Here is a 24,049-nt window from a genome sequence, read left to right on the forward strand (position 1 = left end):
ATGAAATTACTGATATGGGAAAATTTCTCCGTTCATGGATAATGGATGAAGAAAGCGCAAAAGAAGAGTGCCGAAAACTCTCTGCGTCTATCACAGATGAAAAACTCGCTGCATTTTTTGAGTTTATCAATTATCAGGAAAGTTATCACATCGAGATAATGAAAAAATTATTAGGAGAACTAAATGGTTGAACAAGGTAATATCTATATACTATTAGCAGTTGTGGCACTTTTTGCATTTGTACTTACCCGTAAAAAGGGTAAGTAACTATAGTAATGCTACAGGGGCAATATACGATCCCTGGAACCGTTCAATTCCGAGAGCTTTGAGACTCTCTACCTCTTTCGATTCTTCGATATTTATAGCAATAATCGAGATACCCAGACTCCGGATGACATTATTGAAACTCTCTCTGCTTTTCCCGGTCTCTTTATCGAAAATCATATCTTGCAAATAAGCACTATTAGCTTTGATGTAATCAGGGCGAATGGCTTGAAGATAGTAGGCACCTGCTTCCGGGATCGTAAAATGATCGATTCCGAAACGATACCCGTACATTTTTATCATCGCACTGAGTGCCAACACCGCTTCAAGTTCATGAAGTGCTGTATTGTTACTCACTTCAAACCACAAGAGCAAATCGCTCTGACGGTGAAATATTTCCAGTTGGCTTCTCAACCATTGAATATTGGCATATTTTTTTACAAAATCCCCGCTCAAATTCAACGCTAACGGGGTAATAGGATTTTGCTCTTTAATATGGCTCAAAACTTTTTCAACCATATAACGATCAAGGGTATCAATCAGACCCAAACTGGTCGCGACAGGGATAAAATAGCCTGCCGAATGAATCGTCCCTTCGCGATCCAATAATCGTAAAAATATCTCTTCATGCAGAACACTCAGCTCTTCACCACGCTGTTCCACGGCACTTTGGAAAGCCAATAGCATACGTGATTCATCCAGACTTTTGAGCAGCTCTTCGCGCCACTCTTCACGTCCCAATACCAATGTTTCATCGTTTTCATGATTAATATCAATCGAAAAATTGCCCTGAATTTTGGCTTGTATTACCGCATGATCGGCGCGGGAGAAAAGCGATTTCAGTGTATCATTTTCACTGTAAGAGCCTACTCCGCACCCTATTGTCAAATACTCTGGAATTTCGGTATTGATATCGGTCATAATCTTACGCATATGCATCATAAGATTTTCAATCTGATGAATAACAAGACCCATTTCAATCGCAGGAATCGCTATAAAAAAGTCGCTTTCATTGAGTCTTGCTATCAGAGTATGGGGGAAAGGGGCCATTTGAGTATTTAATTCTTTAGCCAATCCAATGATTAATCTATGATATTGCTCATACCCGCATTCTCGTTTCAAGCGGTCAATTTCATCCAGACTCACCATGACATAGATGCCGGATGACAACAGCGCATCCGATTGAAGATAATCGGGAAGTTTTGCGGTCAAATAACGGCGGTTATAGAGACCTGTTTCCGCATCTTTATAGAGAAGTTCGTGATAACGGCGTAACGTCTCGTTTTCTCTCTCAAAAATATCTTTTACCTTTGCTACCATGGCGTTCATCGCCACCGTAACAGATCGAAATTCAGTGGTGAAAGGGATTTTTTTCTCAATAATAAATTCATTGTCAATAATCGCTTTTGCCTGTTCTCGAATCCGTTTAAGAGATTGAAGACTGAGGGAAAGAAGCAAATAAAGAAAGAGAAATACAACCGCTCCGATAATCAAAAATGTCTTAATCAAATCGATCAGGGTTAAGTAGAGCTGTCGGTATGCATTTCCCGTATGACCGCTGACTTCGAGAGTACCGAAACGGTTCCACCCCATCATAATATCACTTTTTGCACTTGCGTTATGGATCGGTACCATTTTGATAAACCATTGAGGAACATCGCTGACACGCATATCACTCTCACGATTGTACACTTCTTTGCCATCGATATCGACCAAACGAATCTGTTGATAATACCCGCTGTCATAGATAGCATTAATCATCGTTTCCATCGTCGACGTATCGGAGGGATCGGCAACTTTAGAGAGCGAAAGTCCTAACGAATGTGCCGTATTTTTGGCATCAGTATAGAGCTGATTTTGGACAAATTCGGTTGCTGTTCTAAAATTTAGCATCATCACGGAGACTAAAATGACTCCTAAAAAGAGTCCGAGCATCAATACCAGTTGTTTAAATAAGCTCATCGTTATTCCTTTTGTTTAGTAATTATAAGTTCATCCCACGGACGCCTTTGACGTGTTGCAGCCGGAACCATTTTACCGATTTGGGCTTGTTTGGCATTAAACAGCTCATCACCGCTAAAACTGTAAATCGGAACCAAATCATCACGTTGTGTTGCGGGGAGAATTTTATAGTTATAGTTATCCAGTACCAACGGAACCGAACGCGGTGTTGCATAGTAGGTTAGAACCATATGAGCTGTTTTAAACCTCAATGATTTTGCATACGTCATAAACAGTTTCGAAGTCGGGACACCGAGATCTTTGAGGGTAAAATATTTAGCGATTACATAGTCTTCACAATCGGCTCTGTCTTTTCCGATAAACTCATACCGAGTCGCCCAGTAATCACTGACACCCCACGTCTCTTTATCCGATGCATAAGGGGTTTGGTTGAAAAAATCGTTCACTTTTTCCATTTTTTCCATGTCATCCGCATCTTTGACCTCATTCATCATTTGAACCAATGCAATAGCTCTCCGTACGGCAAAAGGGCCATACTCTTTTTCAATCTTGTCTAAAAAAACTTTGGCAATAGAATATTCGGGAGAGCTAAGAAGAATGGCGGCAATTGCCGCCATGATGAAGAAAAGGGTAAACGTATTTCGCATCCCTTATGATAACGTAATTTTAAATAACCGTGTCAGTTATGACAGTTTCAACTTTTACCGTTACTGTCGGATCGGTAGCACTTGCACCATTCGATGTATAGACATCAAATGTATGACCGGACTCAGTTACCGTTCCGCTATGAGACCAACTATCAGTCTGAGTCAATTGTACTTTGTCGTTTGCACTGTCTCCAAGAATCGTCAAGGTATGGTTACTGTCCGTCATATTAATAACATCGGCATAAGAGAGGTTCGTTAGAGTGTGATCTCCATTCTGGCTCAAATTAATCGTTTCAATGTTACTGATTTTACTGCTGTCCAGTGCACTGAAGTCAATACTAGTACCAGTGAGTAAAATCAGTGAATCGGTGCCTGTTCCACCATCGATTACACTGTCCGCTGCATCAAATACCAGAGTATCATTGCCGACACCTCCATACAAGGCATCACTTCCCGTTCCACCGTCAAGTGAATCATTTCCGGCTCCTCCGAAAATCATGTCGTTACCGTTACCACCGGTGATTGTATCATCTCCTGCATATCCGCGAATCAAATCATTTTGTCCAGTTCCATGAAGGGTATCATTTCCTTCTGTCCCTGTCGTAACCGTTGATGTTGTTTCACTTACCGTAATACTGAAGTTTTCACTTACACTTGCCGTATCGCCGTTGCTACTTTCAGTGGCAGTCGCTGTAACTGTAAGATCAAGTGTTCCAGTGTAATTATCCGGCGGTAAAATATAGAGATTGGCTAATTGGTCCGCTGTCAATGTCCAACTACCGTCACCATTGTCTGTACCATTTGAAAGAATCGCACCACTCGGGATACCTGAAATCATTACACTTAACGTTTCTGATCCGTCCGTATCATTTAAAGATGCCGCTGAAGCCAAAGCAGTTAGTGCAATCGGTGCACTATAGGCAATGCCATCCACTACAAAATTAGCGTTTGAAAGCGCTAAAGAAGAGTCTTTCCAGGTATCTCCGCTATTAAGTACTAACCAGTCAAACGTATATTTACCATCCATCGTAGCAGTATAACTGTAAGAAGAATTGTTTATTTGATTCGGAAACTTACTTTCAGATGAATCAACCATAATATAGGATTTAACTCCGTTTGGATCGGTAACAACCAATATAACTTGGTCATTAAATCCTTTTGCGACTTCTGATTGAAGATCTTCTCCATTTTTAAGTGTATAATCCCATGACACAGTCATACCTGAAGTCATTTCGTAATTAGCCTGGGTTGTCTTACCGTCCATAATATCCACATATCCGGGATCATTTACATTTGTACCCGTTGGATCAAAACGATTATCCAAAGAACCAGCCGGTAAACCTAACTCAGCTTCCAAATTGGCTTGAGACACACCTGCACCCATATCATATTGGTTAACAACAACGTCTTTGGCACCTGTAGAAATGAGAGTAGCACCTTCATTAAGTACATTGATGTCAGCTATAGGACTTAGATTTGGAATATCAGCTACAGCTATCGTCGCTGCTACCGTTTCACTGTCGGTTCCGGTCGCATTCGATGGATCCGTTACCGTTACTTCCACTTTTGGCAAGTCGCCCCCGCCGTTTACAAGATCTGCTCCTGCTTGGGTCAAGGTCACATCGCCTGTTGCCGGATCGATCGCATAGACGCTACCTGGATTGGTGGTAAGGCTATAGACTAGAGTATCTCCGTCTTCATCATGCCCTGCACTCGTCGCAATCGGATCGCCCGCAGCAGCGCTGTTTTCTACCGGTGTCGCCGTAACCGTAACCACAACTGTCGGTGCATCGTTTTGAGCATTGTAGGTCGGTGTAGCACTATCATCCGCGGTTAACCCACCGCTATCGGTCGCAGTGAGGCTTACATCTGGAAGGGTTGTCCCTGCATTGACCGCAGCCACTCCGGCCGCCGTCAAGACAACATCCGTTCCGCTGATCGCGTAGTACCCCTCGCTGTTGGTGCCGGTTGTGAAGTCGACCGTTGGAGTGCCGTCTTCTTCGTCTGCTGCCGTGAAGGTCGCAACCACTGTCCCTGCAACCGCATCGTTCTCATTAAATGCAGCCGCTGCTGTTACGTCGAGCGTCGGCGCATCGTTCGTTTGCGTCGTCGCCGCTACCGCTTCACTGTCGGTTCCGGTCGCATTCGATGGATCCGTTACCGTTACTTCCACTTTTGGCAAGTCGCCCCCGCCGTTTACAAGATCTGCTCCTGCTTGGGTCAAGGTCACATCGCCTGTTGCCGGATCGATCGCATAGACGCTACCTGGATTGCTGGTAAGGCTATAGACTAGAGTATCTCCGTCTTCATCATGCCCTGCACTCGTCGCAATCGGATCGCCCGCAGCAGCGCTGTTTTCTACCGGTGTCGCCGTAACCGTAACCACAACTGTCGGCGCATCGTTAAGGTCATCCGTTGCACTATCACTTCCTGTTCCAGAAACATTTCCAGCTGCATTAGTGATTGTAGCAGAAATACTTAATGATGCTCCATCAGCTAATGCATCGTATTCGAACGTCAAACTGCCAGCCGTAATCTGATCTGCGGTAAGGGTAATCGGCGTTTGCCCTGTTACATTTAAAATATCTCCCTCTACTGCGCCACTCGGTAACATCACCGTAACCCCGACTGTGCCATTTATTTCATCATTAGTGAGTATTCCGTCATTATTTATATCTTCAGTGATAATAACTATAGGTGTTGATACGGAAGACATATTATTAGCACTATCACTGATAGTTGCGTCAACACTATATGAGCCCTGTACCAACGGTGAGCTATCTGGAATATCAACGCTAAATGTGCCATCTGATTGAACAATTGTTTCTAAAATTTGTACATTCCCTTCAGCGTCTGTTACAGCTAAAGTAACCTTTGCCCCAATTTCATCACTCGTTCCGCTTATCGTCGGAGTATTATCAATTGTATTATCTGCGGCAGTAACTGTCAAACTAGGAGGAACCGTATCTACACTGCCATTGTCATTAGCATTAGTACTGTTCCCAGCTAAATCACTTACACTTGCATCAACAGTATATGATCCATCTGCCAATGGAGAAAGTACATCGACACTGTAACTACCATCATGACCTACCGTCGTTTGAACCGTTTGAACATTCCCTTCAAAATCGGTTATTTTTAAAGTAACTGTTCCACCCAGTTCATCACTCCAACCAATAATTGTAGGCGTACTGTCATTTGTATTGTCCGGAGCCTCCACCGTAAGAATTGGAGCTATGGTATCGATATCACCGTTATCATTGGCATTTGCAGTATTACCTAAGGCATCACTAACAAACGCTTCTACAAGATATGTACCCTCAGACAACTCTTGAAGTACGTCGGCACTATAAGTCCCATCTTCTTGTACCGTCGCCTGAAGAGTTTGAACATTCCCTTCAGAATCAGTCACTTTCAATGTAACGGTAGCTCCGATTTCATCACTTGTTCCGATAATTGTCGGAGTATTATCATTGATATTTTCCGGTGCATCTACCGTAATAACCGGTGCACTTGAATCAATATTGCCACTATCCGTCGCAGTTGCAATATTTCCTACGGCATCACTTACTTTCGCATCAACAGTAAACGTTCCTTCTCCCAATTCGTTTGGTACATCTGCACTATAGGTACCGTTCGCTTTTACAACCGTAGTTATAACTTGTACAACACCTTCTGAATCTGTTATAGTCAGTGTTACTGTTCCCCCAACTTGGTTACTTGCTCCGATGATAGTTGGTGTTGTATCACTGGTATTACTCGGAACAAAGACAGTAATTGTCGGTGGAACAAAACTAACCACTATTGATTCACTGACTGTACTACTGGTACTACTTGTTCCCGTATCATTTACAGTCGTACTTACGTCCTGTGTCAAACCGTCACGAAGATCGAAGGTATCACCCGTATGTTCCGTATCCGTTACCGCATTACCGGCAGCCGTTTCATCATCTTTACCCTGTTCTCCACCATGTGTTACATCAGGGTTATTGTTATCGGTTTCACCATTGTGAACAGTATGTCCGTTTAATGCTAAAGCGTCCTTTACCGAGTTTACATATACAACAGCATCATCATGAACAAATATACCTTTGAGCAATGATGTATCGAAGTGGAGAGAACCACTGCCTGCAATCACTAAATCACCGGCACCTTGAAGCGTTACATCAATAACGATTTGTGCATTATTTGGATTACTTTTCGCACCGTATACAAGTTCGCCTTCATGAATAGCTTCACCTGCTTTTAACTGATGCGTGTGTCCTTTAGCGTCTTTAACGAAAAAAGTACCGTGTTCAAAAGATTTTACATATCCGATAATTCGTGCCATAGCAATCCCCTCAAATGAGAAATTTTATATTCTCAATTGTAGCGCAGGTAAAAAAACAATACTATTGTACTAAGGTACTAATTAGAGAAAAAACTAGGAGTGGAGAAGCAAAGAGAGGGCTAAGCGATCTTTGACATTGAGTTTTTGATAAATAGCCGTTGCATGAGCTTTTACCGTTCGTACCGTAATATCCAATGTATCCGATATTTCCTGATGCGTTGCACCATCACCGAGCATTAGCGCCACTTCACGTTCTCGCTTGCTCAGTGCATCCAGTATTTCAAGTGATTTCTCTTTTAGGTTATTGCGATTCTGCATTTGTGAGATCATCAGAGTAATAAAATCAGGGTGAAGCCAAATTTTTCCCTCTTCCAAAGCTTGGTAAACTGAATATAGATGTGATCCGTGCATCATGGCATTCCCATACCCCATCGCACCCAGGGCTAAAAATCTCTGTGCCTCTACAAAATTCGGGGTCATGGAAAGAACCATTACACGGTTTTTAAAAAACTGTTCAAGAGTTTCTTCTGAAATATCCGCTAAAACCTTATCATCTATCATAACGATAGAAGGAGATTGTATCTCTAACGAAAATTCAGACAAAGTAGTAGGATGCAAACTGCTAAGAATACCGATCCATCTTGATCTTAACGTAATGTCGTTCGATATTAAATACAATTTCATTTATCGCTCCGTAAACGTATATTGTTTTGCTTTTAAAATCGGTTTTAAAATATATTGTAAAATCGTTTTTTGACCTGTAACGATATCAACATTGACCATCATCCCCGGGATAATTTTGAGAGGTTTTGCCTTAGTCCCGAGATATTTTTTATTTGTTTGGATCTTTACAATGTAATATACATTATCATTTTTGTCAGTTACCGTATCGGGACTGATCGTTACAACTTTTCCGCGTAATGAACCGTAGATAGAGAAATCATACGCAGTTACTTTAACAATCGCATCTTGACCGGGGTAAATAAAGGCGATATCTGAAGGTTTCACTTTCGCTTCGACCAATAATCCCCCCTCAGTCGGAACAATCTCGATCAAATTATCGCCCGGTTTAATAACCCCACCGACTGTATTGACATAAATTTTTTGAACAATACCGTTGATAGGAGATTTAATAACCGTTCGGGTAACCTGATCGGCTAATTCTGAACTCTCTGCACCGACACGTTTATATTCCGTTGCAGCTTGATTGAGATCCAGCTGTGCTTTGGTAGTATAGGCAGAACGTGTTTCACGGATCTTACTCCGTATTTCATCCATTGCTGCATTAATTCGAGGAATTGAAGCGATTAAGGCATTATAATTTTGACTAATATCGCTCATATCCCGCTGTAGCTTTAAAAACTCAACTTTAGGTTTAATCCCCTGAACTACCATTGGTTCCGTGATCGCTACCTCTTCTTTGATTAATTGCAGGGCACGTTTTTGGTCTGCAATACGTCCTTGTGCTTCAAGCTTTTCATTTTGTTTTTGCGTTAATTGATCGTTCAAACCGGCAAGCTGCGATTGAAGTCCTAAAAGATTGGATTGATAAAGGCTTCTCTCTTGCATAATCTGCATCGGAATTTTTGCCAAATCATCAGCGCTCGGAGAAAAAGCACTGCCGCTTGCCTCAGCACGAAGACGAACCAGTCTCGCACGTAGTTCCGCAGCTTTGTATTGAGAACTTTCATAGGTCGAAGAAGATTTTAGATTATCAACGCGTAAAAGAACATCATCTGCTTTGACTCTTTGCCCTTCTTTAACCAAAATAGCACTAAGCATCCCACCCTCAAGATGTTGGATCATTTGGTTTTCTCCGCCGGGTATAACCTTGCCATCCCCTCGAACGATTTCATCGATCGGTGAAAGCCCTGCCCATAAAAGAAAAAACACTACCGCAATAATCCAAAAAAGGAGGACAGAACGCAAACGTGAAGGGGTATCTTCCAACACGGCTGCTGAAAGACTGCGCATGAATTGATAATCATTGGCATTAAATGAAAAGCGTTTTTTTACACTCATGCAGCACCTCCTGAAAGTTTCGCCAATACCTGATCTCTAGGACCGTCTAAATAGATTTGTCCTTCATTCATTACGATAATTCGATCAACCAGAGGAAGAACGGTATTTTTTTGGGTGATCAATATGGCTGTTTTATCTTGCAAATACGTTTTCAGATTGGCCATCAAACGATTTTCGCTCAACTGATCCATAGCATTGGTCGGTTCATCCATAATAACAATAGGAGATTCAAATAACAATGCACGTGCGATACCGATACTTTGACGCTGGCCGCCTGAAAGCCCCATTCCCCGTTCACCGATCGGCATTTCATATCCTTTAGGGTGCTTACGGATAAATTCATCGGCTCCTGAAATCACCGAAGCCCGAATCATCTGCTCATCACTTACGCGTGTAGAACGATAGGCGATGTTATCTTTTGCATTTCCTTTGAAAAGCATAATATCCTGTGATACATAAGAGATGTTCTTACGTAAATCCGCCGGATCAATTTGTTTGATATCGATACCGTCCAATAAGATCGATCCGTTTGTTGGCTCATAAAGATGCAGTAAGAGTTTGGATATGGTACTTTTCCCTGAACCGATACGTCCGATAATTGCCACTTTTTCACCCGGTTTAATCCTAAAAGAAACATTATTAAGGGCATTGTGATCCGCTTCTTCATACGCAAAATTCACATTCTTAAACTCAATTTCCCCTTTAAGTGTCGATCGATTAATAAACTTCTTACCGTGAGGACGTTCCGTAGGCTGAGAAATAATACCTTCCAATACATCATAAGCCGACTTGGCATCTGAATAATTGGCAATCAAGGCTGCGACTTGCCCCATCGGTGCAACAGCACGCCCGGAAATAATGATGATACCGATCAATCCCCCCATAGTAAGTTCATGCAGACCGATCAGATATACGCCGGAAATGACTAATAAAACTGTAGTAAGCTGCGTCATGAACCCCGTCACCGTCGTAATCGACGTCGAGAGTAATCGTGATTTCAAGCTTTTTTGAGCGATTTCACCCGTAGCTTCTTCCCATAACCACTGTACCTGTCCCGTTGCACCTAATGTTTTAAGCGTTTCAATATTTTGTAACGCTTCAATAAGAATAGAGTTTTTAGCAGCCGAAGCTTTATGACTCTCTTCAATACTTTCTTTCAAAGGTTCCCGAATAAAGAAGGCATAACTGACAATCAGTGCGATCATTATAATGGGGATAACGACCATCCATCCGCCGATATATCCGATCACCAATAAAAATAAAATGGCAAACGGAAAATCTACGAGTGCCGTTATAGTCGCATTCGTTAAAAACGATCGGATTGAATCAAAATCTTTTAGATTGCTGGCAAACGATCCCACCGATTTTGGATGGGATGCCATTTTTAGATCAAGTACTTTTTCAAATATAATCGATGACATGATAATATCGCTCTTTTTACCGGCACTCTCGAGTAACATCGCACGTGTAAACTTCAAAAACGTATCCAGAATGTAAACAACAAATACTCCGACAGCAAATACCCATAACGTTTCAGTCGCATTATTCGGAATAACTCGGTCATAAACACTCATCGTAAAAAGAGGAGTAGCTAAAACAAAAAGGTTGATAAGCACCGTAGCGTATATAACATCCCGATATATATTCTTAGAGAGTTTAATCGTATCCCAGAACCAATGTTTGTATTTAACATTCAAAGTCAATGAATCGCTATCGTTATAAACGAACGGCTTTTTAACTAAGAATGCAAAACCTGTATATTCTTGTTCTAACGTCTCAAACGGTACCGTCTCTTCAATCGCTTCTTCCGCAGGAAGGATAATTTTACAGGTTTTACGATCTGCTGAGATAGAGTCCAAAATACAAGCATGCGAATTTTTCAATAATAAAATCATCGGTAATTGCAATGGAGAAATATCGGAAAGTTCTCGACTTACAAGAGTGCTTTTGAGACCTGCACGGCTTGCCGCACGGGAGAAAAGACCTTTGGAAGATTTTAAGTTGTAAAGATGCAGAGCACCGCCCCATGGAGCAGTAGGCAATCCTGCCATTAAGGCTTCAGCAGTAAAAGGCTTATGATACAGTTGTGTAAAAAACACCAAACATTGCAATAGCGGATCGACGCCGAATGCCGCACCTTCCGGATCGGCAATTCGCCCTTCTAATTCCTCACTCATTCCCATTAACCTTCATCTTGAAATACAATAACCTAAACTATTGGTGAAATAAAGGAAGTATTATTCACTATCTCGTTTGTATTTATCATTCTGACGATCTGCAAAAATCAGGTTATCGATTCCATTGTCATTATCCAGGCTATCATCCATGACTTTTAAACCTACTTTTTGGGTATAAGAATCGGCTTTTGAACCTAAGACGTTCTGTACCATTGAGCCCATTGCGTCCAGAATACGGTAATTTGCAAAAAGAAGATCATCTTCTGCTCGAACGATTTGTGACTGTGCCGCTACATGGTCATTTTGTGCAACCAAGAGATCCAACAACGTTCGTCGGCCCAAATCATACTCTTTTTGATATAACTCAAGCGTTTTAGCACTGGTCGTTTCGTAACGTTTGAGATGTACAAGCTGTTCGGTCAAATGATTTTTAGCGGACCATGAAAGCTCACCTTGCTCATCCAACTTACGAAGAGTTTCGCGTTTATTTTCTTTCTCTTGGTAAATTTTGCTCAAATTTTTCTGGATTTGAGACTCATCTGCACCGCCGCGATAAAGATTATATGAAAGGGTAAGTCCTAATTTTGTCCGATCATCATGCCCATCCAATCCCCCGATATCGTTTGCCCAGCTTTGACGGGCAAATGCATCGATTTTAGGATAGTAATTTTTCTTGGAAAGATCTCGTTCCGCTTTTGCCGCTTTAATATTGTATTCACTTACCAATACAGACGGATTATGGGTTCGAGCAAAAGCTTTCATCTCTTCTAATGATGCGGGGATACTTCCGACGAAATTATTTTTTTGCAATTCATCAGCATTGACATGGCGACCGAGAATACGTTCCATATTGAACAGAGCGTCATCAAGATTATTTTGGGCGACAACATAATTTGATTTGGCTAATGAAAGAGAGGTATCCGCTTTTTCGGATTCTGAACGGGTTGTTATGCCGGCTCCGTAGAGTTTATTGACTTTAGTATAGATGTCTTCGTTAAACTTTACATTTGCTTTGGCGATATCGAGCAAGTCACGCGCTTTCAATACATTGATATAGCTATTAGTAAAATTATAAGCCGCATCGTTGGCGTTTTCAATATAGTGGTTTGCCGCCGCCAAAATACGGGCTTTGTTGTAATCGGCTTCATACACGGTACCGAAACCGTTAAAAAGGTTTTGAGTTAATTGGAGAGAGTGTTCATACGAAGTCAATGAACGGCTTTGCTGCAATGTGCTTGGAGATTTGGTCTTCTCACGAGCAACTGTTCCCGTATAATCCAGTGTCGGAAGATACTGTGCTTCGGTAATGCGTAAATCTTCCAATGTTGCACGGTAATTATGCAATCTCTCTTGCACTACCGGATGAGTTGATAGAACTTCATCTACACCCTCTTGCAACGTTAATGCCTGCAATGCCGAAAATGCGCACAAAGACAAGATAACAGCAACTTTTGATTTCGAAACTTTACGGCCATACATTTTATCACTCCTCATAAATTCAATTGCCCTGAATATTTAAATGTAATTATAATATTCAAATGTCATCAAAATGTCACCAAACAACACTTTATGGCAATTTTATTGTATAAATTTTGCTTTAGTTATATCAGAAAAATGTAAAATTATGATTTAAACGGCTCAGTTTATTACCTATGTATTACAAGTTGTTTACTTTTTATTCACATTTTTACGTCACATAAAATATGAATCTTTAAATTCAGAAATAGTTTTTTGCAACCTCTTTAAGTCTCAAAAAAATCTTTTCAAAATCGGTCGAATAGACCCGTGTTTCAGCTATGGATGTAATAAAGTTGGTGTCGCGTTCCCATCTCGGAACCAAATGAAGATGAATATGTTCAGCGATTCCTGCCCCTCCGGCACGCCCAAGATTCATTCCCAAATTAACACCGTGAGCACCGAATGATTCTTTGAGCATTTGTACCCCTTTTTGAGCCAGCGCCGTAATATGAAGCCAGACTTTCGGGTCGAGAGATTCGAGGGAATCGGTATGGCAGTGGGGAATAATCATAAAATGCCCCGGAGTATAGGGATAGCGGTTCATCACGATAAAACAATGTTCATCGCGATAAAGGACATGAAGTGACACATCATCCTCCGCATGGGTACTGATATGACAGAAAACGCACCCCTCAATTTTTTCGCCGGATACGTAATCATTTCGCCAAGGGGCATATAAAATGTTTTCCATCGGCTTTATTCCTTTTTAGTGCAAGTCTTTAGCGTGACAAATAGCACGCAAGCGTGCGCGGGCTTTCCGCCGAGGAAAACACAGCGTTGGCGTAGCAAAAGGGGCTTTGCTCATTTTGCGTTTTAAATAAAGTTAGGCGCGTCGTTGGCAAAGAGAATGATATCTCCTGCTTTTGTGACTTCGCCTAGTGTTTTTACCATTTGCGATTTATCGGAAAGCATAATTTTCTGTTCAACCGTTAACTCTTTATCAAATTGTACCGCGTTCAATGATCCGGTAATAATGGCGATATCAAACACTTTGTTGATCGCACTGATCAGCTCACCGTTGAGTTCTTCCGTACTCTCGACGAGCCCAGGAGTGACAATCACTTTACGTCCTGTATGGAGTGAACACAAACGTACCCCTTCCAGCATCCCGTCAATGTTGCCGTTATACCCGTCATCCAGAATGATCTTTCCGCCAGCATCAATCCGTTCCAAACGGTGTTCGACACTTTTCAGCTTTTCTACCGCAGAAACAATTTCATCACCCTTCATTCCCATTTCGGAAGCGATCAAAATCGCCGCATTAATGTTAATCGTCTGAAATCCGCCTAAAACAGACGTATGAAAATGACGTTCTGAACCTTCTACGTTCAAATCAAAATCGATCCCCTCCAGCGTTGCAACCAAATTGTGGATATCGTCTCCGAAAAAAGTTACTTTTTCATGCGGTTCATTCGTCACGGAAGTGTGGACGAATGCTCGTTTGAGGCGATTTGACTGAATAATTTCAAGTTTCGTTCGCTGTATCCGCTCTAACGTTTTGAAATATTCCAAATGTTGCGGACCGACTTTGCCGACGACTACAATTTGAGGATGCAGCAGCTGAGCAATGGCATAAATGTCCCCTACCTCGCGTGCCCCTGCTTCGCAGATATAGACCTGAGCATATGCCGGCAATGATTCGTTCACATCGCGAATAATGCCTCCGAGCGTATTGACACTGCGCGGCGTCGCATACACATTGAATTTTTGACCTAAAACCTGAGCAATGAAGTTTTTCATTGAAGTTTTACCGTAACTTCCCGTGACACAGATAATCGTTAAATCCTGCATCGAAGCAATTTTTTGTTTTGCTTGGCGTTTGTATGCTGTAAATAAAAACTTCTCAATTCCCCATGAACCGAGATAGGCGATTACGAGAGGAATGAAAACGCTGTATGTTTGGCTCGCTTCTTTTAAGGCTAAAAGGAAATTCAACAAAAGCGTAACGGAAAAAAGGAGGATCAAAAATCGTTTTACACGCCATGTCATCACCAGCTTTTTATCCAGTTTCAGATGCCACATCAGTATGGCCGGGATAATAAGCAAATAAAAAAAGATCCAAAAAAAATCGCCCAGAACGTAATAGGAGACAAACGGTATTATGAAATAGACAATATGCCACCATGTTTTATGATGGCGCAGTACTACACGCTCTATACGGTAATCGTACCATTGAAGATTGGTAATCAGATACCACCCCAATGTCATAACAAAAATAATATTTGTTAAAAACGCAAAAGTTTGCCCGAAATCCATTATTATCCCTTAATGTTCTAAGTTTTTTAAAACCGTATTTTCGATCTCTTTGGCCACGCTACCGCCCTGTTCTAAAAAGAAATAGTGGTCACCGTCAAACTCAACGACACGGGAGTCACGTATCAGTTCAGCTATGGTATGCGCAGTCCACAACGGTGTCGCCGTATCCTGAGCACCGAAACACAACAAGGCTTTGCCTTTAAAGCCACGGAATTTTTCAGTAAAATCTTCATTGACAACCTGTTTGAATGTCTCATACATCGGTTCACTAAGCCCCTGAGCATCCGGCGCAATAAAAAAGCGACGCAGCGAGGTAAGTCCTGTAAATTTCAGTATCTTGAAGAGAAAAATTTTAGCCCGTATTTTAAACGGTTTTGGTACCAAAATCCCTGCCGAACCAACCAGTACCAAAAGCTCGGGATTTAAAAGTGTCGCAACTTTGCCCCCGAACGAATGCCCCAGAATAATCGCTTTGCTTGCATCAATCTGGGAGATAAAAGACTCTAATATATTGGCATAATCTTCTGTTGTCAAGGTCATATTGCAGGTACTGTTACCAAATCCCGGCATATCAATATAAATATGACGGAATTGGTGAAGATGCTGCCCAAATGCATGTTTCATCAAATTTTTATGAGATCCCCATCCGTGGAGAAAAATAATATCGTAATGCGCACTCGGATTGAGTATCTCGTAACTAATCGAGAAGGTATGCTGTTTGTATTGAACCGTTTTAACTGCCACGCTTATTTCCCTTTGGCTTGAGAAATAGAGTGGATGTAATCATAATTCACTTTGATCGCTTTTTTATCCGGTAATGCCCCGAGAAGCTTTTGAACCGAACCGCTAAAATCTTCAAAAAGATAATTTGCCATCGATCCCGGAATCGGATTGACCTCGTTTAGATACACTTCTCCTTCGATCTCAAAGAAATCACAACGGATAATAGCCCCTTCAAATAAGGGCGAATAGATTGTTTTAAACGCATCGCGCAATTGCTGTACCAACACCTCTGACACTGAAGCTTCCGCCACCTTGTCTGAACGTGAGAAATCGAGATATTTTTTTTCGAAATCCAGAAACTCGGCTTTTTGCGGCTCTTCAACGATAGAATAGGTAATCTCGCCGCGTGCACTAAATCCTGCCAAATTGTACTCTTTGACACCGGCCATAAACGGTTCGATCAATACAACATTATCAAATTCAAACGCAACATCCAATGCGTAATCGAGTTCGCTTGCTTCACGGACGATGCTGACTCCTATAGAGCTTCCTAAACGGGCAGGTTTAATAATAAATGGATATGCAGTTGCAATCTCTCTTTTATCATCTTTACGAATGATCTCATACGGCAAGGTTTTTACACCGAGAGAACCTGCAAACCATTTTGTGTAATGCTTGTCAAAACTAAGCATTGACGCTTCTTTTCTCGGACCGATAAAAGGTATGTGAAAGAAATCGAGCATTGCAGCTATTGTTCCGTCTTCACCGTCGCCGCCGTGAATCAGATTAAGAATCGGCATCTCATATTTTTTGCTTCCAAACATTCCGCGCTGCTCAAATCCGCCGTTAGTTAGAAAGATTTGGGGCATTTTACGATGTTCGCCGCGTGAAAAAGTGATCGCTTTCATTTTAGCCGCGTCAATCATGTAAAATTTATGATCTTGATCGCAAAAGATAAAGCTCAGTTCAAAACGGCTTAATTTCTCTTTGACTGTAATTGCACTTACGATGCTGATTTCGTGTTCATAACTGGCTCCGCCGAATAAAATGGCTAATTTCACTTGTTTTCCTTGCTTTTAAAGTTTTTGGAGTTGTTTCAATGCTTCTTTGACCAATGTTGCCGTATCTGTCGCGCTTGAAGCGCTGAGTGCTTTGGCTATCTGCTCTTTTTTGAATCCCAACGATTCAAGAGCCATAGATGCTTCCGTCGTTGCGGTTGTCGCAGTGGCTCCTGAACCTAATAGAAGTGCATCAAATCCGGCCAATTCTACCATGATTCGAGCCGCACTTTTGGGTCCGATCCCCGGAACTTTTTTAAGCGCATTGACATCTTTAGATGAAATAATACCCGCAAACTGCTCCGGCGTAAAGGTCGAGCAAATAGCCAATGCAGCTTTAGGACCGATTCCGTTTATTTTTAGCATTCCCTCAAAAAGAATTTTTTCACTTTTTTGGGTAAATCCATAGAGCTGTTGTGCATCTTCTCGAATCACATGATGGGTATGCAATCGTACTTTATCCGAACCGACGGCACTGTACGTATGCAATGAAATAAAGACTTCATAAATAATATTATTAACATTCAAATGGAGCAACGACGGCTCTTTGTATTCGATAATTCCTTCAAGACCGACAATCATTAACTCACTACCTTTATTGAAAATTCTCCGTTATCATCTTCGACTAGCCCCAATACATTTTCTTCCGTATTATGGGTAGGAATGTAAATCACTTCGATAGGAGGATCGATCAGTTTGAAAATAATTTCATTATGATTTTTCCAGCGGTCATGATTTATAATACGAGCTTCAAAAATTTCACTTTGAAGGGCTGTATGTTTTTCTCTTAGCCAGGCGTATTGATCTTCTTTTCTTTTCAATTCATTACGAAGTTCTTCAAGTTTCTCTTTAAACTGTTGGTGCTGCTGATATTTTTCAACAAACGCAGCAGGCATTTTAATCCCGTTTTTTTTGTAATGAATCAGTTTTCGCTTAAGATCTTCCATAACAGGTCCGTTCTCTTGCCATGTTCGTTCATACCCAGCGAGCTCTTTTTGAATATCTTTCATTGAATTCTTCGTCTGTTCCATTTTTTTCGACTGATCCGAGAGGTTGTCAACAGATTCATTCAGCAACGGGTCAATCACAAACAAATTTTCGCCCCCCTGCAGATTCTTGATCTCGATTTTATGCGATGCAGTCATTTTTACATTGGAACTCAGGATCTCAATCGTAATCTCTTTAGCCCGAATTTGCCCCCCGGTTGCTTGAGTAATAAACACTTTTTCTGCCTCGACGATACCGTGTTCCAATCGTTTTATATTGACAACCTTGCCATATGCCATCCCTTTATGGATATCAATATTCAATTCATCGGCTGTAATCGTTGCACTTTGATGAACCTGTCCCTCGACGGTTGCTTTTTTAGCTGTAACATTCGCATTTGCACCAATATTTCCCACAATATTGATTACATTAACTGTTACTTCCATACCGGTCCCTATCGCATCTTGAAGGGGATCTTTTTGAATTACGTTGAGAAATACATCTGCGTCCAACTGAGTATCGATTGAACCGGTTGTTTTAAAACTGATTTCCTGTACATCTACTTCGGTTTTAATATCGTATATCCCACCTTCAAAAGTGACATATCCTCCTACTTTAGCCCGATATTCAATACTGTTAGAGGTTTCAATAACCGCGATTTTTTCCCCAACGGAAAAAGTTGGCTCATACTTAACAACCGGGGCTTTTGGGGTTATGAATTCCCCTCTGCAATTGCGTCCGTTCTCTCCCATCCTCGGTTTGATATACTCAATGAGCAGTTCATTTTCAACGGCACTGATAACGTAACCCCGCTTGGCATAATCAATCCGGCCGTGTTCATCCTGATTTTTTTGTTTCGCTTCATAATGGAGAATCAGTTTGTCATCAACTGTCTCAACCGGCTCATAACTTTGTCCTATTACAAAACGTTCCTGTGTCTCAAAATGATATTCGCCTAAAACTCTGATTTTGGCTAAAAGTTCTCCAAGATTTTGGAGCATCATCGAATCAAATAACCCGATCATCATATTTGCCCGAAGCTTTTTCTTATTGACCATTCGTATAAAATCGTCTTGAAATTGATCGTAATACTTGGCGATACTTCCTGCTTTAATCGTCAAATAGATTTTACACAGAGACGGATTTCCTCCTATGGACATATCTATTTTGTCCAACAGTGTCGGCTCTAAAATCGAAAAAATTTCGATTTCATGCACTTGTTTGAGCTCTATTTTAGGATTTAAAAAGAAATCTTCTTTGAGTTCTTTTACTTCATCGTATGAAAGTTCGACCCAGTCTTCAGCCGGTCCGTCGACCACTTTTTTACTAAAGGTCTGAGTTTCAAGAAGATTAAAATCCAGAGTATGCACAGAGACTTTGAAATTGAGGGCAGCTTGTAAAAGTTCTTTGGCAACATTGGGTGTACGCACAATGATTGGCTTTATATGCACCGCAGCTTCTTCGTGTTCGCCTTCTTTGGTAAACAACCCCATGTTTGATCCTTTGCATCAGTGACCCTATTTTAATCACTTATCGGTTAAAATTTCGTAAAACTTAATGTAGGCATATAATAACGCATGTTCAAATCTATTTTCTCCAACTCATTTGGAATCCTGATTTCCCGTGTCACAGGTCTTGCCAGAGATATTTTAATGACATCTGCATTGGGTGCCAGCATATGGAGTGACGTTTTTTTTATGGCCTTTAAATTTCCGAATCTTTTTAGACGGATTTTTGCCGAAGGCTCATTTACTCAAAGCTTTATGCCCTCGTATATTGCTTCACGACAAAAAAGCGTTTTTGCCGTTGCCATCTTCATCCGTTTTATGCTTTTTATCGTCGCTTTTTCACTCATCGTAACTCTATTTCCTGAATTTTTCACCAAACTGTTGGCGTGGGATTGGAATGCGGACCTCATTTCCAAAACCGCTCCTCTCACAACCATCAATTTTTGGTATTTGGATCTTATTTTTATCGTCACTTTTCTAGGAACGCTTCTTCAGCACAAAGAACATTTTTTTACAACCGCTTTTTCAACAGTATGGCTTAATATCGCCATGATCGCCTCTTTGATGCTATTTGCTCACAGTGATCCGAAAACAATCGTTTATGCGCTCAGTTTTTCGATTCTCGTCGGCGGTTTGCTGCAAGTGGCTACCCATCTGTATACGATGCGTCAAAAAGGGATGTTAAAGCTCCTCGTCGGGGGATGGAAATACCGAAACGACAAAAATGTCAAAGCAGAAGAATCCAAATTCGGCAGCCTCTTTTTTCCATCGGTTTTAGGGAACTCTACCGCACAGATCGCTTCCTTTATCGATACGAGTTTAGCCTCCTTCTTAGCTGCCGGTTCTGTCTCTTATCTCTTTTATGCCAACCGAATTTTTCAGCTTCCTTTTGCCATAATCGCTCTAGCCATCACAACCGCTTTATTCCCCAGCATCGCCAAAGCAATCAAAAACGAAAATCATACCCTCGCTTTTCAAAATCTGAACAAATCATTTTGGCTCCTCAGCACACTGCTGGGGATATCGGTTTTGGGGGGGATGTTATTATCTGAACCGATTGTATGGCTTTTATTTGAACGGGGTCATTTCACGATACAAGACACCCATAATACAGCTGATGTTTTGATGATGTACATGATAGGATTAGTCCCTTTTGGACTGGCAAAACTCTTTTCATTGTACCTGTACGCGATGCACAAACATATCAAAGCGGCTAAAATAGCCGCGGCATCGCTTGTTGTCAATATCATTTTTTCACTCATTCTTATGAAACCTCTCGGAGCCGCAGGTTTGGCTCTGGCAGGAAGTATCGGCGGTGCAGTGCAGATGATCCTCACCATAAGAGAGATAGGCTGGGGAATATTTATAGAAATTCTAAAAACAAAAAAAATCTTCTATTTCACTGTCGGTATGACATTGCTTGGAATAGTATTTTATATTTTAAATCAATTTTTGATAAACTTGATACGATAAAGAGTGAGGTACGATGTATATTTATGACAGTGTGAAAAAAACAAAATCTAAATTTGAATCGCTTATAGAAGGAAAAGTCTCCCTCTATGTCTGTGGTCCTACAGTGTATGATGACGCCCATTTGGGTCATGCGAAAAGTGCATTGGTATTTGATCTTCTCACACGTGTTTTAAAAGCCGAAGGGTATGATGTTCTCTTTGCCCGTAATATCACCGATATTGATGACAAAATCATCAATAAAGCACGTGATCTTGGGGTTACTACAAGTGAAATTGCAGAGCGCTACAGCCTATCCTATCATCGGGATATGGCAGCAATCGGAGTGCGTCCCCCTACATTAGAGCCCAAAGCGACTGAATCCATCGATGCTATGGTGGAAATGATCCAAAAACTTCTCGACAAAAATCATGCTTACATAATTTCAAACGGGGATATTTACTTCGATACGGCCAGTGATAAGAACTATCTCAGCCTCAGCGGTCGACAAAGTTTGGAAAATATAAGCCGAGTTGAAAAAGTAGGTGAAAAAAAGGATGAAGCCGATTTTGCCCTCTGGAAAGCGGTGCACGATGACAGTGTCGCGTTTGATTCTCCTTTTGGCCGCGGCCGGCCGGGATGGCATTTGGAGTGTTCCGCGATGATTGAACGCTATGTCCGCCAAGGTGAGGGGAAATATGCCATCGATATACATGGGGGCGGGGCCGATTTGCTTTTTCCTCATCACGAAAACGAAGCGGCACAAACCCGTTGTTCAAGTAACCATGAATTAGCTGCGTATTGGATGCATAATGGATTTGTCACTGTTGGCGGCGAAAAAATGTCCAAAAGCTTGGGAAACAGTTTTTTCCTCAAAGATGCCCTTAAATCCTATGACGGAGAGGTGCTTCGTTTTTATCTTCTCAGTACCCATTATCGGGGTGACTTTAATTTCAATGAAGAAGACTTGCTCGCTTCCAAACGGCGGCTTGACCGCCTATATCGTTTGAAAAAACGTCTTTTCGGTCTTTCCGCCGCTATGATCGAAACCGATTTCAAAAAAGCGTTACTTGAAGCATTGGGAGATGATCTGAATGTCTCACGCGCCTATGCCCTGATCGATGAACTGATCTCGCAGGCAAATGAAACACTGGATGCCAACCCAAAAGATAAAAATTACCGTCAGAATCTCCTCTCATCACTCGCAGCAATTGAAGAGATTTTAGGATTCGGAGGACAAAATCCCTTTGAGTATTTTCAATTCGGTTTGGATGAAGAGATGAAAATAAAAATCAACGATCTTATCATCAAACGAACCGAAGCCAAAAAGAACAAAGATTTCGGCTTATCCGATGCACTGCGAGACGAGCTTACCGCACTCGGAGTCGCAATCATGGATACTCCTGCGGGAACGGTATGGGAGATACGTGAATGAAAGAGAGTTATAAACGATTTTGGCCCTATATCCGCGAATATAAATTCCAATTTTTGATGGTCTTGATCGGAATTATTCTGACCGTCACTGCAACGGCAGGTACCGCATATATTATGAAACCGCTGATGGACAATATGTTTATCAAAAAAGAAGCCCGAATGCTCTACATCATTCCTATGCTTATGGTTGGAATTTATGTGATCAAAGCGGCAGGGCGTTACATCCAATCGGTGTTCAATACCTATATCGGTCTGCATATCGTTTCTACAATTCGAGAAGAGCTGCTGGCTAAAATGGTCAATATGGATATGCAGTTTCTCTATATGAATCGCAGCGGCGAACTCATATCCCGTATCACCAACGATATCAATAGAATCCAATACTTCGTCTCTTCAATGATGCCTGAATTGATTCGTGAAAGCCTAACCGTAGTTACTCTTATCGGTTATGTTATCTTTCTCAATCCAACACTTGCGTTTTGGGCATTGATCGTTATGCCGGCCGTCGTATTTCCTTTGCTGAAAATCACCAAGCGCCTCAAACGCCTTGCACATCGTTCTCAAGAAAAAAACGCAGATATGGTCACGCGCTTGACCGAAGTGTTCAACAATTCCGAAATCATCAAATCCAATGCAACTGAACACTACGAATTGGAACGTTTTCAGAATGAGAATGTCCATTTTTTCAAACTCAATATGAAATCCGCCTATACCAGTGAATTGATTTCCCCAATGATGGAAATTATCGCAGCAGTAGGACTAGCCGCAGTTGTCTTTATAGGTGGAAAGCAGGTTTATGACGGTGCAATGAGTGTGGGGGATTTTACCTCATTTTTAACAGCTGTCACGCTTTTATTTCAACCTCTTAAAGGGGCAAGTAATATCTTAGGCAGAATACAAGATGCCCAAGCAGCAAGTGAGCGGGTATTTCATATTTTCGATATTCAAAACCAAATAACAGATGGAAAATTAGTATTAAACGATACTGTAGAACAGATTCAATTCGATCAAGTTTCCCTTAAATTTGAAGATAAAACAGCATTAGACAATATCAACATAAACATTCAAGCAGGAGAGACTATCGCCCTAGTAGGACAAAGCGGAGGGGGAAAAAGCTCTTTTGTCAATCTTCTGCTCCGTTTTTACGATCCGATATCCGGAACTATTTCTATCAATGGACATAATCTGAAAGAGTATACGCAGCATTCACTCCGTTCCCAAATCGCCTTTGTTTCCCAAAGGGTCTATATTTTTCAAGACACCTTGGCAGCAAACGTAGCGTACGGCGATACCGTCGATGAAGTACGTGTCAAAGAAGCGCTTTCAATGGCGGATGCATTGGACTTTGCCCAATCACTTCCTGATGGAATTTATACAATTATGCAGGAATTCGGCTCCAATCTTTCAGGCGGACAAAGACAGCGGATTGCGATTGCCAGAGCCATCTATAAACATGCGTCTCTTCTTATTCTCGACGAAGCGACCAGTGCCCTCGATAATGAGACGGAACGTAAAATCCAAAACACGCTCAAAGAATATACCAAAGACAAAATTACCATCCTTATTGCACACCGTCTCAGCACCGTTCAGGACGCGGATAGAATCCTTGTATTTAAAGCCGGAAAAATTGTGGCAGAGGGGACGCATCAGCACCTATTGAACTCTTCTGAAGAATATCAGCGCCTCAGCCAAACACTGACAGAAAGTTAAAGGA

General features: G+C 41.5%; 16 protein-coding genes and 1 pseudogene. 4 read left to right on the top strand and 13 right to left on the bottom strand.

From position 1 onward, the window contains the following. Positions 1-191, top strand: a pseudogene (locus PHP90_RS06875) (iron-binding protein); the annotation flags it as partial. 76 nt (positions 192-267) lie between these two features. Here PHP90_RS06875 and PHP90_RS06880 read toward each other — a convergent pair. The 13 genes from PHP90_RS06880 to PHP90_RS06940 form a co-directional block, all read right to left on the bottom strand. Then, entirely contained in the window at positions 268-2,226 is a 1,959-nt protein-coding gene (locus PHP90_RS06880; RefSeq protein WP_299927277.1) for a LapD/MoxY N-terminal periplasmic domain-containing protein, read from the bottom strand. Positions 2,227-2,228: 2 nt separating this feature from the next. Further along, on the bottom strand, positions 2,229-2,873 hold the full coding sequence (locus PHP90_RS06885; RefSeq protein WP_299927280.1) for a transglutaminase-like cysteine peptidase: 645 nt from the start codon (positions 2,871-2,873) through the stop codon (positions 2,229-2,231). Positions 2,874-2,892: 19 nt separating this feature from the next. Next, entirely contained in the window at positions 2,893-7,203 is a 4,311-nt protein-coding gene (locus tag PHP90_RS06890) for an Ig-like domain-containing protein (protein ID WP_299927282.1), read from the bottom strand. A gap of 93 nt (positions 7,204-7,296) precedes the next feature. Next, positions 7,297-7,887 (bottom strand): LuxR C-terminal-related transcriptional regulator, encoded by a 591-nt coding sequence (locus tag PHP90_RS06895; RefSeq protein WP_299927285.1) that lies wholly within the window; start codon positions 7,885-7,887, stop codon positions 7,297-7,299. Beyond that, entirely contained in the window at positions 7,888-9,225 is a 1,338-nt protein-coding gene (locus tag PHP90_RS06900; protein ID WP_299927287.1) for an HlyD family type I secretion periplasmic adaptor subunit, read from the bottom strand. Next, positions 9,222-11,402, bottom strand: a complete 2,181-nt coding sequence (locus PHP90_RS06905) for a type I secretion system permease/ATPase (RefSeq protein WP_299927289.1) — start codon at positions 11,400-11,402, stop codon at positions 9,222-9,224. The genes PHP90_RS06900 and PHP90_RS06905 overlap by 4 nt, the downstream gene beginning before the upstream one ends. Before the next feature lie 60 nt (positions 11,403-11,462). Then, a complete protein-coding gene (locus PHP90_RS06910; RefSeq protein ID WP_299927291.1) occupies positions 11,463-12,881 on the bottom strand; it encodes a TolC family outer membrane protein in 1,419 nt (472 codons plus the stop codon). 238 nt (positions 12,882-13,119) lie between these two features. Further along, positions 13,120-13,611 carry an HIT domain-containing protein gene (locus tag PHP90_RS06915; RefSeq protein WP_299927293.1) on the bottom strand — a complete coding sequence of 164 codons (492 nt, stop codon included), beginning with the start codon at positions 13,609-13,611 and terminating at the stop codon, positions 13,120-13,122. Between the two features lie 122 nt (positions 13,612-13,733). After that, complete coding sequence (gene murF, locus PHP90_RS06920) at positions 13,734-15,176, bottom strand: UDP-N-acetylmuramoyl-tripeptide--D-alanyl-D-alanine ligase (protein WP_299927295.1); 1,443 nt, start codon at positions 15,174-15,176, stop codon at positions 13,734-13,736. 9 nt (positions 15,177-15,185) lie between these two features. Next, positions 15,186-15,920: an alpha/beta hydrolase gene (locus PHP90_RS06925; RefSeq protein WP_299927297.1), complete on the bottom strand. Its 735-nt coding sequence runs from the start codon at positions 15,918-15,920 to the stop codon at positions 15,186-15,188. A gap of 2 nt (positions 15,921-15,922) precedes the next feature. Then, entirely contained in the window at positions 15,923-16,960 is a 1,038-nt protein-coding gene (locus tag PHP90_RS06930; protein WP_299927300.1) for a D-alanine--D-alanine ligase, read from the bottom strand. A gap of 15 nt (positions 16,961-16,975) precedes the next feature. Continuing rightward, on the bottom strand, positions 16,976-17,539 hold the full coding sequence (gene ruvA, locus PHP90_RS06935; RefSeq protein WP_299927303.1) for a Holliday junction branch migration protein RuvA: 564 nt from the start codon (positions 17,537-17,539) through the stop codon (positions 16,976-16,978). After that, positions 17,539-19,437, bottom strand: a complete 1,899-nt coding sequence (locus PHP90_RS06940; RefSeq protein ID WP_299927306.1) for a flagellar assembly protein A — start codon at positions 19,435-19,437, stop codon at positions 17,539-17,541. The genes ruvA and PHP90_RS06940 overlap by 1 nt, the downstream gene beginning before the upstream one ends. A gap of 84 nt (positions 19,438-19,521) precedes the next feature. On the opposite strand from PHP90_RS06940, the gene murJ reads away from it, so the two are divergent. From murJ to PHP90_RS06955, 3 genes are read left to right on the top strand one after another with little or no spacing between them, the layout of a single operon-like run. Then, complete coding sequence (gene murJ / locus PHP90_RS06945; protein WP_299927308.1) at positions 19,522-20,925, top strand: murein biosynthesis integral membrane protein MurJ; 1,404 nt, start codon at positions 19,522-19,524, stop codon at positions 20,923-20,925. Positions 20,926-20,938: 13 nt separating this feature from the next. Further along, the gene (gene cysS / locus PHP90_RS06950) at positions 20,939-22,336 is read left to right on the top strand and encodes a cysteine--tRNA ligase (protein WP_299927311.1); all 1,398 of its coding nucleotides are present in this window, start codon (positions 20,939-20,941) and stop codon (positions 22,334-22,336) included. Next, on the top strand, positions 22,333-24,045 hold the full coding sequence (locus PHP90_RS06955; RefSeq protein ID WP_299927315.1) for an ABC transporter transmembrane domain-containing protein: 1,713 nt from the start codon (positions 22,333-22,335) through the stop codon (positions 24,043-24,045). The genes cysS and PHP90_RS06955 overlap by 4 nt, the downstream gene beginning before the upstream one ends. Positions 24,046-24,049: the final 4 nt, after the last annotated feature.

The organism is Sulfuricurvum sp. (assembly GCF_028712165.1).
Taxonomy (GTDB): domain Bacteria; phylum Campylobacterota; class Campylobacteria; order Campylobacterales; family Sulfurimonadaceae; genus Sulfuricurvum.

Coding starts and splice junctions, on each gene's coding strand:
- PHP90_RS06880 (WP_299927277.1), bottom strand. CDS start 2,226: ATGAGCTTATTTAAACAACTGGTATTGATGCTCGGACTCTTTTTAGGA.
- PHP90_RS06885 (WP_299927280.1), bottom strand. CDS start 2,873: ATGCGAAATACGTTTACCCTTTTCTTCATCATGGCGGCAATTGCCGCC.
- PHP90_RS06890 (WP_299927282.1), bottom strand. CDS start 7,203: ATGGCACGAATTATCGGATATGTAAAATCTTTTGAACACGGTACTTTT.
- PHP90_RS06895 (WP_299927285.1), bottom strand. CDS start 7,887: ATGAAATTGTATTTAATATCGAACGACATTACGTTAAGATCAAGATGG.
- PHP90_RS06900 (WP_299927287.1), bottom strand. CDS start 9,225: ATGAGTGTAAAAAAACGCTTTTCATTTAATGCCAATGATTATCAATTC.
- PHP90_RS06905 (WP_299927289.1), bottom strand. CDS start 11,402: ATGAGTGAGGAATTAGAAGGGCGAATTGCCGATCCGGAAGGTGCGGCA.
- PHP90_RS06910 (WP_299927291.1), bottom strand. CDS start 12,881: ATGTATGGCCGTAAAGTTTCGAAATCAAAAGTTGCTGTTATCTTGTCT.
- PHP90_RS06915 (WP_299927293.1), bottom strand. CDS start 13,611: ATGGAAAACATTTTATATGCCCCTTGGCGAAATGATTACGTATCCGGC.
- murF (WP_299927295.1), bottom strand. CDS start 15,176: ATGGATTTCGGGCAAACTTTTGCGTTTTTAACAAATATTATTTTTGTT.
- ruvA (WP_299927303.1), bottom strand. CDS start 17,539: ATGATTGTCGGTCTTGAAGGAATTATCGAATACAAAGAGCCGTCGTTG.
- PHP90_RS06940 (WP_299927306.1), bottom strand. CDS start 19,437: ATGGGGTTGTTTACCAAAGAAGGCGAACACGAAGAAGCTGCGGTGCAT.
- murJ (WP_299927308.1), top strand. CDS start 19,522: ATGTTCAAATCTATTTTCTCCAACTCATTTGGAATCCTGATTTCCCGT.
- cysS (WP_299927311.1), top strand. CDS start 20,939: ATGTATATTTATGACAGTGTGAAAAAAACAAAATCTAAATTTGAATCG.
- PHP90_RS06955 (WP_299927315.1), top strand. CDS start 22,333: ATGAAAGAGAGTTATAAACGATTTTGGCCCTATATCCGCGAATATAAA.